The sequence below is a fragment of the Rudaea sp. genome (assembly GCF_036560865.1).
Taxonomy (GTDB): domain Bacteria; phylum Pseudomonadota; class Gammaproteobacteria; order Xanthomonadales; family Rhodanobacteraceae; genus Rudaea.
In genome coordinates, this window is record NZ_DATBQK010000015.1 from 12,757 (window position 1) to 27,613 (window position 14,857).

Below are 14,857 nucleotides of genomic sequence, written 5' to 3' on the forward strand. Positions count from 1 at the left end.
GAGACCATCATCATGTTTCGTTCCCGTATCTTGTTCCCCGTCATGGGCATCGCGCTAGCCGCCTGCGCACCGACGCCGAAGAAGGCCGATGCGCCCAAGGCGCAAGTCGCGGCAGCGGTTGCCGAGAATCCCTTCTTCAAGGCGAGCACACTGCCGTTTCAGGCGCCGCCGTTCGACAAGATCAAGGACGCGGACTTCCAGCCTGCGATTGAAGAAGGCATGAAACAGGAGATCGTCGAGGTCGAGCGGATCGCGAATAACCCCGATGCACCAACTCTCGACAACACGATCGTCGCGATGGAGCGCACGGGTGCCCTGCTGGCCCGCGTCGGCAAGGTGTTCTTCGCGCTGAGCCAGTCGAATACGAACGACGTACTGCAAAACGTGCAGAAGGAAGAAGCGCCGAAAATCGCCGCGCACCGCGACGCGATTTTTCTCAATCCCAAACTTTTCGCACGCGTGAAGGCGCTGTATGGACAACGCGACACGCTCGGTCTCGATGCCGAGTCGAAACGCCTCGTCGAGCGCTACTATCGCAACTTCGTGCGCGCCGGTGCCGAACTGTCGCCGAGCGATCAGACGAAGCTGCGCGAAATCAACAAGGAGCTGTCGTCGCTGGGCACGACGTTCCGCACGAAACTGCTCGCCGGAACCAAGGCCGGCGCGCTCGAATTCGACAGCGTCGACGCGCTCGCGGGCTTGAGCGACGCCGATATCGCCGCCGCCGCCGAAGCGGCCAAGGCGCGCAAGCTCGACGGCAAATGGCTGATCGCGCTGCAGAACACGACCTTGCAGCCGGCGCAAGAATCGCTCAGGAATCGCGCCACGCGCGAAAAGCTGTTCATGGCATCGATCAACCGTACCGAGCACGGCGACGACAACGATACGCGCACGACGATCTCGCGCATCGCCGAACTGCGCTCGGAGCGCGCGAAGTTGTTCGGTGCGAAGACGTATGCGGACTACGTGCTCGAAGATCAGATGGCGAAAACGCCGGCACGCGCGATCAAGCTGATGACCGACATGGTGCCCGCCGCCGTGAACAAGGCGAAGGGCGAAGCCGCGGCGATGCAGAAGCTGGCGGATAAGGATCACGTCAAGCTCGCGCCGTGGGATTGGCAGTTTTATTCCGAGCAGGTCAAGAAGACGAACTACCAGCTCGACGAAAACGAGATCAAGCAGTATTTCCAGATCGACAACGTGTTGCAGAACGGCGTGTTCTTCGCCGCGAACAAGCTCTACGGCATCACCTTCAAGGAGCGCCACGACATTCCGGTGTACCAGCCCGACGTGCGCGTGTTCGAGGTATTCGACAAGGACGGCACCTCGATGGCGCTGTTCTATGCCGACTATTTCAAGCGCGACAACAAGGCTGGCGGCGCATGGATGAGCACCTTTGTCGACCAGTCCGGCTTGCTCGGCACCAAGCCGGTCGTGTTCAACGTCGCCAACTTCACCAAACCGGCGCCGGGCCAGCCCGCGCTGATCAGCCGCGACGATGTGATCACGATGTTCCACGAGTTCGGCCACGCGCTGCATGGCATGTTCTCGAACGTGAAATATCCGCTGCTCACGGGCACCAGCGTGCCGCGCGACTTCGTCGAATTCCCCTCGCAGTTCAATGAGCACTGGGCCGACGAGCCGACTGTGTTCGCAAACTACGCCAAACACTACAAGACCGGCGAACCGATGCCCGCCGCGCTCCTCGCCAAGATCAAGGCCGCCGGCACCTACGGCCAGGGTTTCGCGACGACCGAATATCTCGGCGCGGCGCTGCTCGACATGGCCTGGCACACGCTGCCGCGAAGCATGACCCAGCGCGACGATGTCGACGCCTTCGAGCGCGCCGCACTCAAGCGCTATCACATCAACTATGCGCTCGTGCCGCCGCGCTATCGCTCAAGCTACTTCGCCCACATCTGGGGCAGCGGCTACGCCGCGGGTTACTACGCCTACCTGTGGACCGCCGTGCTGCGCGACGACGCGTTCTACTGGTTCAAGGAACACGGCGGCATGACCCGCGAAAACGGCCAGCGCTTCCGCGACATGGTGCTGTCGCGCGGCAACAGCGAAGAAACCGATGTCGCCTATCGAGAGTTCCGCGGCCGCGACCCAAGCGTCGAGCCGCTGCTGATCGAGCGCGGGTTGAAGGCGGCAAAACCGGGCACGCAGAAATAGTCGCAATCGGTGAGCTCACAAACCAAGGCAGATGAGAGGGATTTACCTTAAGAAACCCCGGATCAGTTTCATCTACAATCACTTCTATCCCTTCTGTCCCGAGGAGCATTCCACAATGGATTTGTTGCACGGATTGAAACCGGCAACCATTTTTCTATTTGGCATCATGCTTGCCAGTTGTCATGGCGGCGATCTTGCGCAATGCGAAGAGTCCGTTAAGGAGCATCTTAAGTCGCCAGCCACCGCAAAATTTTCAAGCGAGAAGTTTCTTGCCGGTGAGGAAGTCACAAAATACTTGAGCCAAGAGGCTGACGAACTCGCGTCCCTCTTGCATAAAGTTTATTCAATGAACCAGGACGCTGCTACGTCCAAGCTTGCTTTTGAAACTCAGATGATGAAGAACGCAATAGACGCTTCGCTCGAAGAGCAAAAGAAGGCTCCATTCCCAATCGTGACCTTTGCCGTAGATAGCCAAAATGGCTTCGGCGCAATAGTTAGGAGCGCCGGTCGATGCGAGATGCGTGCGACAGGCATAAAGGTCGAAATGTCGCAGAGGTAGTCGGGAGGCGAGGCCAAGGCGATGCCGGGCGCGCATGTGGTCGTTGTCGAGTTGCGTGACGCAGATTACGAATTGTGGTAAAGTAAGGAAGCTTACTTCAAGTAAGGATTGACATGAGCACTGCAACCTTGACCAGCAAGGGCCAGACCACGATTCCGAAGGAAATCCGGGACTATCTCGATCTGCAGCCCGGCGACCGGATCGAATTCACGGTTCGCGAAAATACGGTCGAGTTGCGCGCGGCCACGCGCAAGGTGACGGACCTGAAGGGCTTCCTGCCCAAGCCGGCGAAGCCTCTGTCTCTCTCCGCGATGGATGCTGCTATCCGCAAGCGCGCAGCACGCCAATAACCAGCGCGACGGTCCGCTGTTTGACCCTCGTGCTCCGAGATAACCGCAAGTACGTTTTTGACTCAAGTGCTTACCTATGGCACGACCTGCTTTTTTCCTCCCCCCTTGCGGGGGAGGTCGGCACGCGCAGCGTGCCGGGAGAGGGGATGGCGCCGAAGGCGCCCGCTTGCGCGGACGCAACCCCTCTCCCCAACCCCTCTCCCGCAAGGGGAGAGGGACTCAAAGGCAAAGTCGCAGTTGTAACCATTTCAACCGAAAACGCTCCGAGACGCAGATGATCGGCATCGACACGAATATCCTCGTCCGTTACATCGTGCAGGACGAACCCGCACAGGCGCGCGCGGCGACGCATTTCGTCGAGCGTGTGCTCAGCAAGGCCACGCCCGGCTTCGTCAATCGCGTCGTACTGTGCGAACTGGTCTGGGTTCTGGAGAGCGGCTACGGCTATACGCGCGAACAAATTGCGGCGACTTTGCAGCGCTTGTTCGAGATCGATCGCATTCGCCTTGAATCACCCGATCTGAACTGGCGCGCACTGGATGCGTATCGCCACGGCATCGATTTTTCCGATGCATTGATCGCGCTGATCAATGTGTCGATGGACTGCGAGCATACCGTCAGCTTCGACCGCCGCGCCGCGCGCTTCGAGAAGATCAAACTGCTCGCGCAAAAATAACCGCGTGGGTCAGTACGCAAACTCGCGGAACACCGGATCTACACTGCCGTTCCACTTGCCGTGGAACAATTCGAGCTTGCGCTCGGCCGGCGTCTGATTGGCGTCGGCGAATTCGATCAGCGGTTCGAGGAAAACCGCTTCGTTGGCGCCGGTGCGGTTGAGGCGCGTGCGACGCGCGAGACCATGGCCGGCGATTTCCAGCGCGCGCTCGGCGAGGTCGCGCACCGTGCCGTTGCGGAACGGCAGTTTGAGTGCGTATTTGGGTACGCCGTCGCGCAAGGCATTGCGTTCGGCCATGGAAAAATCCTTGACCAGATCCCACGCGGCGTCGAGCGCGGTCTGATCGTAGAGCAAGCCGACCCAGAACGCGGGCAAGGCGCACAGGCGATTCCACGGGCCGCCGTCGGCGCCGCGCATCTCCAGATATTTTTTCAGACGCACTTCGGGGAAGGCCGTGGTCATGTGGTCGGCCCAATCCTTCATGGTCGGTTTCGCGCCGGGCAGCCCGGGCAATTTGCCGGCGAGGAAATCCTTGAACGATTGACCGGCGAGGTCGATGTATTTGCCGTCGCGATAGCTGAAATACATCGGCACATCGAGCAGGTAGTCGACGTAGCGCTCGAAACCGAAGCCGTCCTCGAACACGAAGTCGAGCATGCCGGTGCGATCCGGATCGGTATCGGTCCAGATATGCGAGCGATAACTCAGGTAGCCGTTCGGCTGGCCTTCGGTGAACGGCGAATCGGCGAACAGCGCGGTCGCGATCGGTTGCAGCGCGAGCGAGACGCGGAATTTCTTCACCATGTCCGCCTCGCTGGCGAAGTCGAGATTGACCTGCACGGTGCAGGTGCGCGTCATCATGTCGAGGCCGAGCGAACCGACCAGCGGCATGTAGCGATGCATGATCGCGTAGCGGCCCTTGGGCATCCACGGCATCTCGTCGCGCTTCCATTTCGGCTGGAAGCCCATGCCGAGAAAGCCGAGTTGCAATTCGTCGGCGACGGTTTTGACTTCGCGCAGATGCGTGGTGACTTCGGTGCAGGTGGCGTGGATCGTGTCGACCTGACCGCCGGACAATTCGAGCTGACCGGCCGGTTCGAGCGTAATCGAACCGTCGCCGCGCGCGAGCGCGATGATCTTGCCCTCTTCCTCGACCGGCGCCCAGCCGAATCGGGTCAGGCCCTTGAGCAGCACGCCGATACCACGTGGTCCTTCGTATGTAGGCGGCCGCAAATCATCGAGGCGGAAGCCGAACTTCTCGTGCTCGGTACCGATTTTCCACTGGTCCGTAGTACGCGCGCCGGACGCCAGAAATTCGACGAGCTCTTCGCGGCGCTCGATCGGCGTTTCCTTGACTGCGCTGGGTCCGGACATTTGAATCTCGTTTGAAAAGAAAGCGATCGGGACGATCGCAGTAGCAGTTGGGGGCGAGACGAGTGAATCAAAAGGCCGGCATCGGCACAACCGCGGCCGCTGCAAGCCATGCGCGCGTGTCAGGGTTGGGACAGCAAACCGATCAGCGTCGCCCGCGCTTCGTCAAGCCCGGTTTTCGCCGGTACCGAGAACAATTGCACGCTGGCGTTCGAACCCAGTGCCGCGATTTCCTTGCGCACCAGCGCCAGAGTACCCGCCGCTTCGCCGCGCGAGAGCTTGTCGGCCTTGGTCAACAACACGTGACAGCCCAAGCCGATATCGCGGCAGTAGGCGAGCATCTGCAGGTCGAATTCCTTGAGCGGATGGCGCGAATCCATGATCAGGACCACCGCGCGCAGCGAATCGCGCTGGCGCAGATACGCATCGATCGCCGCGCGCCAGCGCTCGCGCACCGCCTCGGGCACCTTGGCGTAGCCGTAGCCGGGCAGATCGATCAGGCGCCGGCCCTCATCGAGGACGAACACGTTGAGCAACTGCGTGCGCCCGGGCGTTTTCGAGGTGCGCGCGAGGCCCGACTGGTCGCAGATCGCGTTCAGGGCACTGGATTTGCCGGCGTTCGAGCGCCCGGCAAACGCGATTTCCGCACCGCTGTCGGCAGGCAATTGGCGGACTTCGGCGGCGCTGAGCACGAATTGCGCGCTGCGGAACGGGTTGGTTTTCATCCGCGCATCGTAGCCGTTCTTGAATAAGTTTGACCGTCCCGCATGCGACTGGGATAATTTTGCGCCTGCGTCCGCGCTGCACACCGCGCGCCAAACCGGCAATTCCCGCGTAACGGTCTTCGGAGTGATGTGTATGAGCTTTCGGCATGTGATGGCTTTCGCCGCCCTGACCGGCGCCGGCCTGCTCGGCCTCGGTTGCGCGCGCGCCGCGGATGCGCCTGCGGACGTCAAGCCCGGCGACGCGACCGCCGGCCAGGCCAAGGCCGCGACCTGCGGCGCCTGCCACGGCGTCGACGGCAATCCGACCATGTCGCAGTACCCCAAGCTCGCCGGCCAGCACGAGGACTACATCGTGCGCCAGGTCGAACTGTTCAAGAGCGGCAAGCGCTCCAATCCGGTGATGATGGGTTTCATCGCCAACTTGAGCGTGCAGGACATGCACGATATCGGCGCCTATTTCGCGAGCAAGACCTCGCTGCCGGGCGTCGCCGACAGCAAGCTGGTCGCGCTCGGACAGTCGTATTTCCGCGGCGGCGACGGCAAGGACAGCGTCCCCGCGTGCATGGCCTGCCACGGTCCGGACGGGCGCGGCAACCCGGGTGCGGGTTATCCGCAACTGGCCGGTCAGTATGCCGACTACGTCGCCGCGAAACTCAAGGAATTCCGCGACGGCAAAGGCTACTCCGACGACGACCGCGCCAAGATCATGGTGGCGGTGGCCAAATCGCTCAACGACAACGAGATCGGCGCGCTCGCCAGCTATGTCGAGGGCCTGCATTCGGCCAGCGCGAAAACCAGCACGGTTGCGAAGTGACTTGAGCGACCATGCTCAAGTCATCCCGGCAGGGAATGCCGGGATCCAGAAGCCGCGGATGGCAGTCGTCCGGATCGCAGCAGTTGTTCGTCGCTTCCCTGCGGACTGGATTCCGGCAATCCATGTCGGAATGACGGGCAAGGAAACTTTCCGCGCCGTTGCGCGTCTTTGTCTGCGCCGTGCCGGTCGCTTGCGCGACGTGCGGTTTCGCGCTGACCATTGAGGAAATTGCATGTTTGTTCGTAGTCTTGTTCTGCTCGGTGCCTTCGCCATGACCTCCGCCGCCCACGCCGCCGACAGCGTCAGCGTGCCATGGAAGGAAGGCACGCAGTACTTCGCGATCGACCCTCCGGTGCCGACCGATTCGGTCGGCAAGATCGAAGTCACCGAGGTGTTCTCCTACGGTTGTCCGGCCTGCAATATCGCCTACAAGACGATCGACAAGCTGAAGAAGAGTCTGCCGCCGAATGCGGTGATGACCTACGTGCCGGCATCGTTCAATGCGAATGAGGACTGGCCGATGTTCCAGCGCGCTTACTACACCGCGCAGGCGCTCGGTATCGCGGAGAAGTCGCACGACGCGATGTTCGATGCAGTCTGGAAAGACCGCACGCTGGCAACGATGAACGACGACGGCCGCACACTGAAGAAGCCGCAGCCGAGCATCGAAGACGCAGCGACCAAGTTCTACGCGCAATACGGCGTGAAGCCTGAGGATTTCGTCGCCACCGCGAATTCGTTCGCGATCAACGCCAAGATGAAACGCGCCGACGCGTACCTCAAGGCGACCAGTACGGACTCGACGCCGACGATCGTTGTCGCCGGCAAATATCGGCTGACGCTTTCGTCCGCCGGCGGCGAAGACAAGGTGGTTCCTCTGGTGCAATACCTGATCCAGCGGGAATCCACGGCCAAATAAACCGGCCAACATCGCCGATCCAGATATCACCGACCCGGGAACACCCATGTTCAAACGTTTCGCCATTCTGCTCGTCGCCCTGTTTGTCGTGTCTGCCTGCCATGCCGACCAGAACGCCGCCACGGCGGCGCCTGCGGCGCGCGCCTGGCAGTCGGGTACGGATTATTTCCCGATCGATCCGCCGCAGCCGACCTCGACCGGCGACAAGATCGAAGTGGTCGAAGTGTTCTCGTATGCGTGCCCGCATTGCGCTCACTTCCAGCCTGACGTGGAGGCACTCAAGGCCAGACTGCCGAAGGACGCGCAGTTCGTCACGATCCCTGCGGTGTTCAACGCGCAATGGGAACCGTTTGCGCGTGCGTTCTACACCGCGCGCACGATGGGCGTGCTCGACAAGACGCACCAGGCGCTGTTCGACGCCCTGCATCGCGATCACCTGCCGCTGTTCTCACTCGATCTGCTCGCCACCAGCTTCTATGCGAAGTACGGCGTGAATCCGTCCACGTTTATTTCGACCGCGAATTCGTTTGTGATCGACAGCGAGATGGCGCGCGGCGATCAACTCGTGCGCGCGTATGGGGTGGGCTCGACGCCGACCTTGGTCGTCAATGGCAAGTACCGCGTCGAGATGAACACCGAGCGCAAGATCGGGCCGAAGGAAATCGTCGAGATCGCGCTGTATCTGGTCAAGCAGGAAGAGGCACAGGCCAAGGCCGCCCCGCACAAGACACCGCACTGACCCTGCCGCGCTGAGCTATCTTCCCGCTTGCGGTCGTCGCGCACGCGCCGTAGGCTCGCAGGGTGTCCGCACCGCGTAACCAAACCACCGAGGCGAAAGCCGCACCCCAGCGCTTGCGTCTGCTCAGTTGCAATATCCTCGCCGGCGGCAGCGTGCGCCGCTACCGCCACTACGTCACCGAGAGCTGGAAACAGGTGCTGCCGGCGCGCAGCAAGCGCGGCAATCTGGATCGTTTCGCCGAACTGCTCGCCGACTACGATATCGTCGGCCTGCAGGAAGCCGACGCCGGTTCCCTGCGCTCTGGCTTTCTCAACCAGACCCAGTACCTGGCCGAAGCGGCCGGTTTTCCGTACTGGAGCCATCAGCCTAACCGCAAGATCGCGCAGTTCGCCGCATCGAGCAACGGCCTGCTGACGCGGATCAAGCCGCTCGAAGTGCGCGACTACCCGCTGCCCGGCCGCATCCCGGGCCGCGGCGCGCTGTGGGCGAAATTTCCGACCGCCGCGGGCGAGCTGGTCGTCGTCGTCGCGCATCTTTCGCTGGGGCCGGTCGCGCGCATGCGCCAGTTCGGCTTCATCGCCGATCTGATCGGCCGCCAGCCGCTGGCCGTGCTGATGGGCGACCTGAACTGCGCGCTGGATTCGCCCGAACTGGTCGGCCTGCTGCGTCGCACCGGCCTGACCCCGGCCCACGGCGTGCCGCCGGCGACGTTTCCGAGCTGGCGTCCGCGCCGCGCGATCGACCATATCCTCGTTTCCGAAAAAATGGAAATTGAGCAATTGTTTACTTTGCCGCATCCGGTATCCGATCACCTGCCGCTGGCCGCGACGATTCGTCTGCCCGAACCGCTGCGGCTGAGCGCGTAGGTCGCAGGATTGAACATCGTCGATCGAGGGCACAAAGCGTGAACAGCAAATGTATTTTCGCCATCGCGTCGCAGGCGCTCGCGCGTGCCGGCCTTGCCGGCTGCTGTTTTGCCGCGGCGATCTGCGCACCCGCGCCTGCTGCAGCAGCGCAACCCGACCCGGCAAAAACCCTGGCCTATATCCATCAGGCCTGGCCCACGCTGACGCGCGCGCTCGGGGACTGCAGCGCGCTCGCCGACAGCAAGGTCGCCACGCATCCGGTCCTGTATGTGCCGGCGGACATGGCGATCGCAGCCGATCTCGCCGCGCTCAAGCAGCGTTGCGGGGTCGATGTGCGCGCGCTGCCGCGCACGATCGCGCGGATCGGCGATCTGCCGCCGCAGGAATTGCCCGCGCAAGGCGTGCTCTACCTGCCCAATCCCTACGTCGTACCCGGTGGGTTTTTCAACGAGATGTACGGCTGGGACAGCTATTTCATCGTGCTGGGTCTGCTGGCGGATCATCACAACGATCTGGCGCGAGGCATGGTCGAGAATCAGCTGTTCGAAGTCGAGCACTACGGCGCGGTGCTCAATGCCAATCGCACATATTACCTGACCCGTTCGCAGCCGCCGTTTTTGAGTTCGATGATCCGTGCCGTGCTCGCCGACCCGGCAAGTTTTCGCAACAAGGATGATGCACAGGCCTGGCTCAAACGCGCCTATCCGCTCGCCGTGCGCGACCACGATATCTGGACCAGCAGGCAACACCAGTTGGGCGACACCGGCCTCGCACGCTACTTCGACTATGGCAGCGGCCCGGTGCCGGAAATGCGCGATGCGAAATATCTGCGCGACGTGATCCGCTGGCTGCGCGCGCATCCGCAGGACGATCCCGGTTATTTGATCAAGGCATCCGCCAAGCCCGATGCGGTGGAAGCGACGCGGCTCAAGCAGACGAGTTGCGATGTGCGCAGCTCGAAAGTCTGCGCCGATGCGTGGCTCGACGGTTATCGACTGAGCGCCGATTTTTATCTCGGCGATCGCGCAATGCGCGAGTCCGGTTTCGATGTGACCTTCCGCTTCGGTCCGTTTGCCGGTTCGACCCACCACTACGCGCCGGTGTGTCTGAACAGCCTGTTGTTCCGCTACGAACAGGATCTGCGCGATTTCGCGACAAGGCTCGGTCTGGGCGAGGATGCGAAGCGCTGGGAGGCGGCGGCGAATGCGCGCCACGCGGCGATCGACAAATATCTGTGGCAGCCCGATCAGGGCACCTACGCCGATTTCGACGAACAGACCGGCAAGGCGTCGAGCTACGCCTACGTCACCGCGTTCTATCCGCTGTGGGCCGGCGTCGCCAACCGCGAACAGGCGACAGCGCTACGTCAGAAAATTGCGCTGTTCGAGCGCAAGGGCGGCCTGTCGATGAGTACCACCAACTCCGGCGTGCAATGGGATGAGCCGTTCGGCTGGGCGCCGACCAACTGGCTCGCGGTCGCCGGCCTCGACGCCTACGGATTCCACGACGATGCGCGGCGTCTCGCGCAAAAATTCAGCGCGACGATCGACCGCGGCTTCGCCGACGACGGTACGATCCGCGAGAAGTACAACATGGTCAGCGGCGACGCGAAGGTGCAGATCAAGGCCGGCTACAAGGACAATGTGATTGGTTTTGGCTGGACCAACGGCGTGTATCTGAAAATGCACGAATTGCTGACAGCGACACCAAGCACGCCATGAAGGAATCGGTACACTTGTCATGCCGTTGATCGTTCTGCGAACCATGCCCCGCCATTCTTCCCTGCTTTTCTTCGTCGCCTTGCTGCTCGCCTTCGCTGCTCCCGCAGTGCAAGCCGCCACCGACGACGGCGAACTTGCACGCCAACGCGACCAGTTTCCCGCAGTCTGGGAAATGGCCAAGCGCGATCCGACCGAGTCCTGGGCCAGGCTCGCGGCGGGACTGGAAAGCTATCCGCTGTATCCGTATCTCGGCCTCGCCTCGATGCAGCGGCGCATCGCGCAGTTGACGCGCGAGGAAGCCGACGCGTTTCTCAAGGCCTGGCCGGATTCGCTGCCGGCGGCGACCTTGCGCGAAGCGTTTCTGCTCGAACTCGCCAAGCGCGAGGACTGGAAGAACTATCTTGCGCTGTACGACGACACGACGCATAGCCGCGAGCTGCGCTGCGATGCGCTGCAGGCGCACCTTGCGCTCGGCGAAAAACTGGATTTCGAAAAGGACGTCGAGCCGCTCTGGCTCAGTGCCAATGCGCTGCCCGCCGCCTGCGATGCGGCGGCGCGCTGGGCACAGGATCAGGGCAAGCTGACCAGCGCGCTGGTCTGGCAGCGCATCGAACTGGCTTCGGCGAAGGCGTTCAATGCGGGCGTAATCGCCGCGCTCGCGCCGCTGCTCGATGGCGCCGAACGCGAAGCCGCCGAACATACCGCGCTGGCGCTGCACGATCCCGCCGTCGCGCTGAAGCACGCGAGTGGCTGGCCCGATGCGCCGCGTTCGCGCACGGCAATCACGCTCGCGATCGAACGTCTCGCGCGGCACGACGCCGATGACGCCGACGCTCAGTGGAGCCGGCTGAGTACGCAATTCCATTTCGATGCGGCGCAGCGCGGCCGTGCGCTGCGTGCGATCGCGCTGTATCGCGCCACCAGCTACTCGCCCGATGCGCTCTCGCGCCTGACGGCGCTGCCTGCCGATCTTGCCGACGATACAACGCGGGAATGGCGCGTGCGTTCGGCACTCGCAACGGGCGATTTCAAGGCCACGCTGGCGGCGCTCGAAATCATGCCCGAAGTGCAGCGCAACGATGCGCGCTGGCGCTATCTGCGCGCGCGCATGCTGGCCAAACTCGGCCGCGGCGACGAGGCGACGGCGCTGTTCCGCGCGCTGGCGAGCGAAGCGAATTTCTACGGCTTCCTCGCTGCGGACCAGATCGGCGCGGCGTACACGATCTGCGCCACTGAGTTGGTCGAGGACAAAACTGCCGAGGACGCGTTGCACAAGGATCCCAATCTCTCGCGCGCGTTCGAGTTCTTCGCGATCGACCGCCTCACCGAGGCGCGGCGCGAGTGGGATTTCGCCATGCAGAGCCTGAGCGCCGAGCAGCGCCGTCAGGCGATCGCGCTGGCCGAGCGCGCCGGCTGGATTGACCGTGCGGTGTATGCGTTCAACCGGGGCGAGGACCTGCGTTTGTATACTCTGCGCTTCCCGCTCGTACGGCGCGAGCAGATTCTGCGCGACGCGCGCGCCGGCGGCGTCGATCCAGCCTGGGCCTACGCGATCATCCGTGCCGAAAGCGCGTGGACCACGGATGCGAAATCCGCCGCCAATGCCTACGGTCTCATGCAGCTGCTGCCCGGCACCGCGGCGCGGCTCGCGCGCGAGCGGCAATTGTCCTACAGCGGCGCGGCCGATCTGCTCGATCCGGACCTCAATATCCAGCTCGGCACGCTTTATCTCGGCCAGATGGCCGCACGCTACGACGGCAGTCCGTGGCTGGCGAGCGCGGCCTACAACGCGGGCCCCGATCCGGTCACGCGCTGGGTCGATGCGCGCGATTCGCTCGATCCGGATTTCTTCATCGAAACGATTCCCTACAAGGAAACGCGTGAATACGTTTCGCGAGTGCTCGCATTCAGCGTGATCTACGACTGGCGCCTGCATGGCGCGGTGCAGACGCTGTCGTCGCGCCTGCCGCGCATCGGCCAGGCCTACGACCCACCCGGCGACAAGGTCATGCGCCGGGCGGTTGCGTGTCCGGCGGCGAAAGAGGCAGCGCCTTCGACGGCGGCTGTCTCGCAGAAGCGCGGGTAGACGGATAGACGGGAAGACGGACAGACGAAGAGCAGGTTTTTCCGTCTCCCGTCTCCCGTCTCCCGTCTCCCCATCTCCCCATCTCCCCATCTCCCCATCTCCCCGTTTCGCGTCTTCCCGCATAATGCGCCGATGAAAACCTATCTCGTCGGCGGCGCGGTGCGCGACCGCTTGCTTGGCATCGCGGTGAAGGACCGCGACTGGGTCGTTGTCGGTGCGCAACCCGAGGACTTGCTGCGCGCGGGCTACAAACCGGTGGGCAAGGATTTTCCCGTGTTCCTGCACCCGCAAACCGGCGAGGAATACGCGCTCGCGCGCACCGAGCGCAAGACCGGACGCGGTTACCACGGCTTCGCGTTTGACACTGACGCGAGCGTGACGCTGGAAGACGATCTGCGCCGGCGCGACCTGACCATCAATGCAATCGCCGAAGACGAAAACGGCGCGTTGATCGATCCCTTCGGCGGCGCGCGCGATCTCGACGCGAAACTGCTGCGCCATGTCTCGCCTGCGTTTGCCGAGGACCCGGTGCGCGTACTGCGCGTCGCACGCTTCGCGGCGCGTTTCGCCGCGCGTGGATTTCGCATCGCGGACGAAACGCTGGCGCTGATGCGGCAGATGGTGAGCAGCGGCGAAGTGGATCATCTGGTGCCCGAACGCGTCTGGGCCGAAACACAGAAAGCGCTGACCGAATCGACGCCGAGCGCATTTTTGCGCGCTCTGCGCGACTGCCAGGCGCTGGCCAGACTCTTTCCCGAAATTGACGCGCTCTACGGCGTGCCGCAGCGCGCGGAATTCCATCCTGAAATCGACAGCGGCATACATACCGAACTGGTGGTCGACATGGCCGCACGCCTCGCTCCAGGCGATGCGCTGATCGGCTGGTGTGCGCTCGTGCACGACCTCGGCAAGGCGCTGACGCCCAAGGATCAGTTGCCGCGTCATCACGGCCATGAGCATAGCGGCATCGCACCGATTGCCGCCTTGTGTGCAAGGCTGAAAGTACCCTCCGAATACGCCGCGCTGGCGCAACTGGTGTGCAAGCTGCATCTGCTCACGCATACGGCACTGGAATTGCGCCCGGCAACCGTGCTCGGCATCTTCGAGCAACTCGACGCCTTCCGCCGTCCAGACCGCATCGAGCCCTTCCTGCTGGCCTGCGAAGCGGACAAGCGCGGACGTCTGGGCCTCGAAGAGTCGGCGTATCCGCAAGCGCAATTTCTGCGCGCGGCGTTTGCCGCCGCTGCGGAAGTCGGCGCGCAGCCGTTTGTCGACCGAGGTTTGCAAGGGCCAGCGGTCGGTGAAGCCATGCGTGCGGCGCGCGTAAACGCGATTGCGGCGCTTACTCCAAAGTCAGCGTCGTAACTGCATCACCCGAAACCGCTCGCCCATTTCGGTCGGCAGTGTCAGCCGTTTGACCTGCTGCGCGAGCGCATAGCGCGCGGCTTCGTCGGATACTTGCGCATGGGCTTGCGCGAACACTTCATCGAGACCGTGCGCGATCAGGAATTCCGCCTGCGTGCTGTGCGCGGCGACCGCAAGGCCCACCGCCGTGCCCGCGCGCGTCAGCGCATCGAAGTCGACCCATGCGGTAATGTCCTGTACGCCGGGCAGGATCAACGGATCGTCGTGTGCGCGATGGCGATAGTGACAACGCAAGGTGCCGGCGCTACGTTGCGCATGGTAGTACCCGCCGTGCGCGTAGCCGTAGTCGATCAAGAAAGCGCTGCCACGCTCCAGTGTGCGCGTGACTTCCGCCAGCCACGGCGCCAGCAAGGTACAGAATTCCGAACAATACGGACGCGGCAGCGCGCGCAGGACGTCTTCACCAATGACTTGGCCCAGCGCGTTGG

General features: G+C 63.0%; 14 protein-coding genes. 11 read left to right on the plus strand and 3 right to left on the minus strand.

Annotation, left to right across the window (positions count from 1 at the left end; translation table 11 throughout):
* Window positions 1-12: 12 nt before the first annotated feature.
* From VIE67_RS01615 to VIE67_RS01630, 4 genes are all read left to right on the plus strand, one after another.
* On the plus strand, window positions 13-2,178 hold the full coding sequence (locus tag VIE67_RS01615; RefSeq protein WP_332022618.1) for a M3 family metallopeptidase: 2,166 nt from the start codon (window positions 13-15) through the stop codon (window positions 2,176-2,178).
* Between the two features lie 115 nt (window positions 2,179-2,293).
* The gene (locus VIE67_RS01620; RefSeq protein ID WP_332022620.1) at window positions 2,294-2,737 is read left to right on the plus strand and encodes a hypothetical protein; all 444 of its coding nucleotides are present in this window, start codon (window positions 2,294-2,296) and stop codon (window positions 2,735-2,737) included.
* Between the two features lie 113 nt (window positions 2,738-2,850).
* Entirely contained in the window at window positions 2,851-3,087 is a 237-nt protein-coding gene (locus tag VIE67_RS01625) for an AbrB/MazE/SpoVT family DNA-binding domain-containing protein (RefSeq protein WP_332022622.1), read from the plus strand.
* A 274-nt stretch (window positions 3,088-3,361) separates the two neighbouring features.
* Window positions 3,362-3,763, plus strand: coding sequence for a type II toxin-antitoxin system VapC family toxin (locus VIE67_RS01630; protein WP_332022624.1), 402 nt, complete (start codon window positions 3,362-3,364; stop codon window positions 3,761-3,763).
* Window positions 3,764-3,772: 9 nt separating this feature from the next.
* On the opposite strand, the gene VIE67_RS01635 is transcribed toward VIE67_RS01630, so the two are convergent.
* On the minus strand, window positions 3,773-5,137 hold the full coding sequence (locus tag VIE67_RS01635; RefSeq protein WP_332022626.1) for a glutamate--cysteine ligase: 1,365 nt from the start codon (window positions 5,135-5,137) through the stop codon (window positions 3,773-3,775).
* A 119-nt stretch (window positions 5,138-5,256) separates the two neighbouring features.
* A complete protein-coding gene (yihA, locus tag VIE67_RS01640) occupies window positions 5,257-5,859 on the minus strand; it encodes a ribosome biogenesis GTP-binding protein YihA/YsxC (protein ID WP_332022628.1) in 603 nt (200 codons plus the stop codon).
* A 133-nt stretch (window positions 5,860-5,992) separates the two neighbouring features.
* Between yihA and VIE67_RS01645 the strand changes: the two genes are divergently transcribed.
* The 7 genes from VIE67_RS01645 to VIE67_RS01675 all read left to right on the plus strand — a co-directional run bounded on the left by VIE67_RS01645 (window position 5,993) and on the right by VIE67_RS01675 (window position 14,369).
* Entirely contained in the window at window positions 5,993-6,673 is a 681-nt protein-coding gene (locus tag VIE67_RS01645; RefSeq protein WP_332022630.1) for a c-type cytochrome, read from the plus strand.
* A gap of 232 nt (window positions 6,674-6,905) precedes the next feature.
* Window positions 6,906-7,592 (plus strand): thiol:disulfide interchange protein DsbA/DsbL, encoded by a 687-nt coding sequence (locus tag VIE67_RS01650; RefSeq protein WP_332022632.1) that lies wholly within the window; start codon window positions 6,906-6,908, stop codon window positions 7,590-7,592.
* 46 nt (window positions 7,593-7,638) lie between these two features.
* A complete protein-coding gene (locus VIE67_RS01655) occupies window positions 7,639-8,331 on the plus strand; it encodes a thiol:disulfide interchange protein DsbA/DsbL (RefSeq protein ID WP_332022634.1) in 693 nt (230 codons plus the stop codon).
* A gap of 62 nt (window positions 8,332-8,393) precedes the next feature.
* Window positions 8,394-9,197, plus strand: a complete 804-nt coding sequence (locus VIE67_RS01660; RefSeq protein WP_332022636.1) for an endonuclease/exonuclease/phosphatase family protein — start codon at window positions 8,394-8,396, stop codon at window positions 9,195-9,197.
* A 38-nt stretch (window positions 9,198-9,235) separates the two neighbouring features.
* Complete coding sequence (locus VIE67_RS01665; protein ID WP_332022638.1) at window positions 9,236-10,918, plus strand: trehalase family glycosidase; 1,683 nt, start codon at window positions 9,236-9,238, stop codon at window positions 10,916-10,918.
* Window positions 10,919-10,961: 43 nt separating this feature from the next.
* Window positions 10,962-13,004 (plus strand): transglycosylase SLT domain-containing protein, encoded by a 2,043-nt coding sequence (locus VIE67_RS01670; RefSeq protein ID WP_332022640.1) that lies wholly within the window; start codon window positions 10,962-10,964, stop codon window positions 13,002-13,004.
* Between the two features lie 132 nt (window positions 13,005-13,136).
* The gene (locus tag VIE67_RS01675; RefSeq protein ID WP_332022642.1) at window positions 13,137-14,369 is read left to right on the plus strand and encodes a multifunctional CCA addition/repair protein; all 1,233 of its coding nucleotides are present in this window, start codon (window positions 13,137-13,139) and stop codon (window positions 14,367-14,369) included.
* Here VIE67_RS01675 and VIE67_RS01680 read toward each other — a convergent pair.
* Window positions 14,358-14,857, minus strand: a 500-nt coding sequence (locus VIE67_RS01680) for an SAM-dependent methyltransferase (RefSeq protein WP_332022644.1), incomplete at its 5' end; no start/stop codon positions are given. The two genes, VIE67_RS01675 and VIE67_RS01680, sit on opposite strands and share 12 nt — an antisense overlap.

Bases quoted from the DNA above. Each gene is read 5' to 3' on its own strand.
- VIE67_RS01615 (WP_332022618.1), top strand. From the start codon at position 13: ATGTTTCGTTCCCGTATCTTGTTCCCCGTCATGGGCATCGCGCTAGCC.
- VIE67_RS01620 (WP_332022620.1), top strand. From the start codon at position 2,294: ATGGATTTGTTGCACGGATTGAAACCGGCAACCATTTTTCTATTTGGC.
- VIE67_RS01625 (WP_332022622.1), top strand. From the start codon at position 2,851: ATGAGCACTGCAACCTTGACCAGCAAGGGCCAGACCACGATTCCGAAG.
- VIE67_RS01630 (WP_332022624.1), top strand. From the start codon at position 3,362: ATGATCGGCATCGACACGAATATCCTCGTCCGTTACATCGTGCAGGAC.
- VIE67_RS01635 (WP_332022626.1), bottom strand. From the start codon at position 5,137: ATGTCCGGACCCAGCGCAGTCAAGGAAACGCCGATCGAGCGCCGCGAA.
- yihA (WP_332022628.1), bottom strand. From the start codon at position 5,859: ATGAAAACCAACCCGTTCCGCAGCGCGCAATTCGTGCTCAGCGCCGCC.
- VIE67_RS01645 (WP_332022630.1), top strand. From the start codon at position 5,993: ATGAGCTTTCGGCATGTGATGGCTTTCGCCGCCCTGACCGGCGCCGGC.
- VIE67_RS01650 (WP_332022632.1), top strand. From the start codon at position 6,906: ATGTTTGTTCGTAGTCTTGTTCTGCTCGGTGCCTTCGCCATGACCTCC.
- VIE67_RS01655 (WP_332022634.1), top strand. From the start codon at position 7,639: ATGTTCAAACGTTTCGCCATTCTGCTCGTCGCCCTGTTTGTCGTGTCT.
- VIE67_RS01670 (WP_332022640.1), top strand. From the start codon at position 10,962: ATGCCCCGCCATTCTTCCCTGCTTTTCTTCGTCGCCTTGCTGCTCGCC.
- VIE67_RS01675 (WP_332022642.1), top strand. From the start codon at position 13,137: ATGAAAACCTATCTCGTCGGCGGCGCGGTGCGCGACCGCTTGCTTGGC.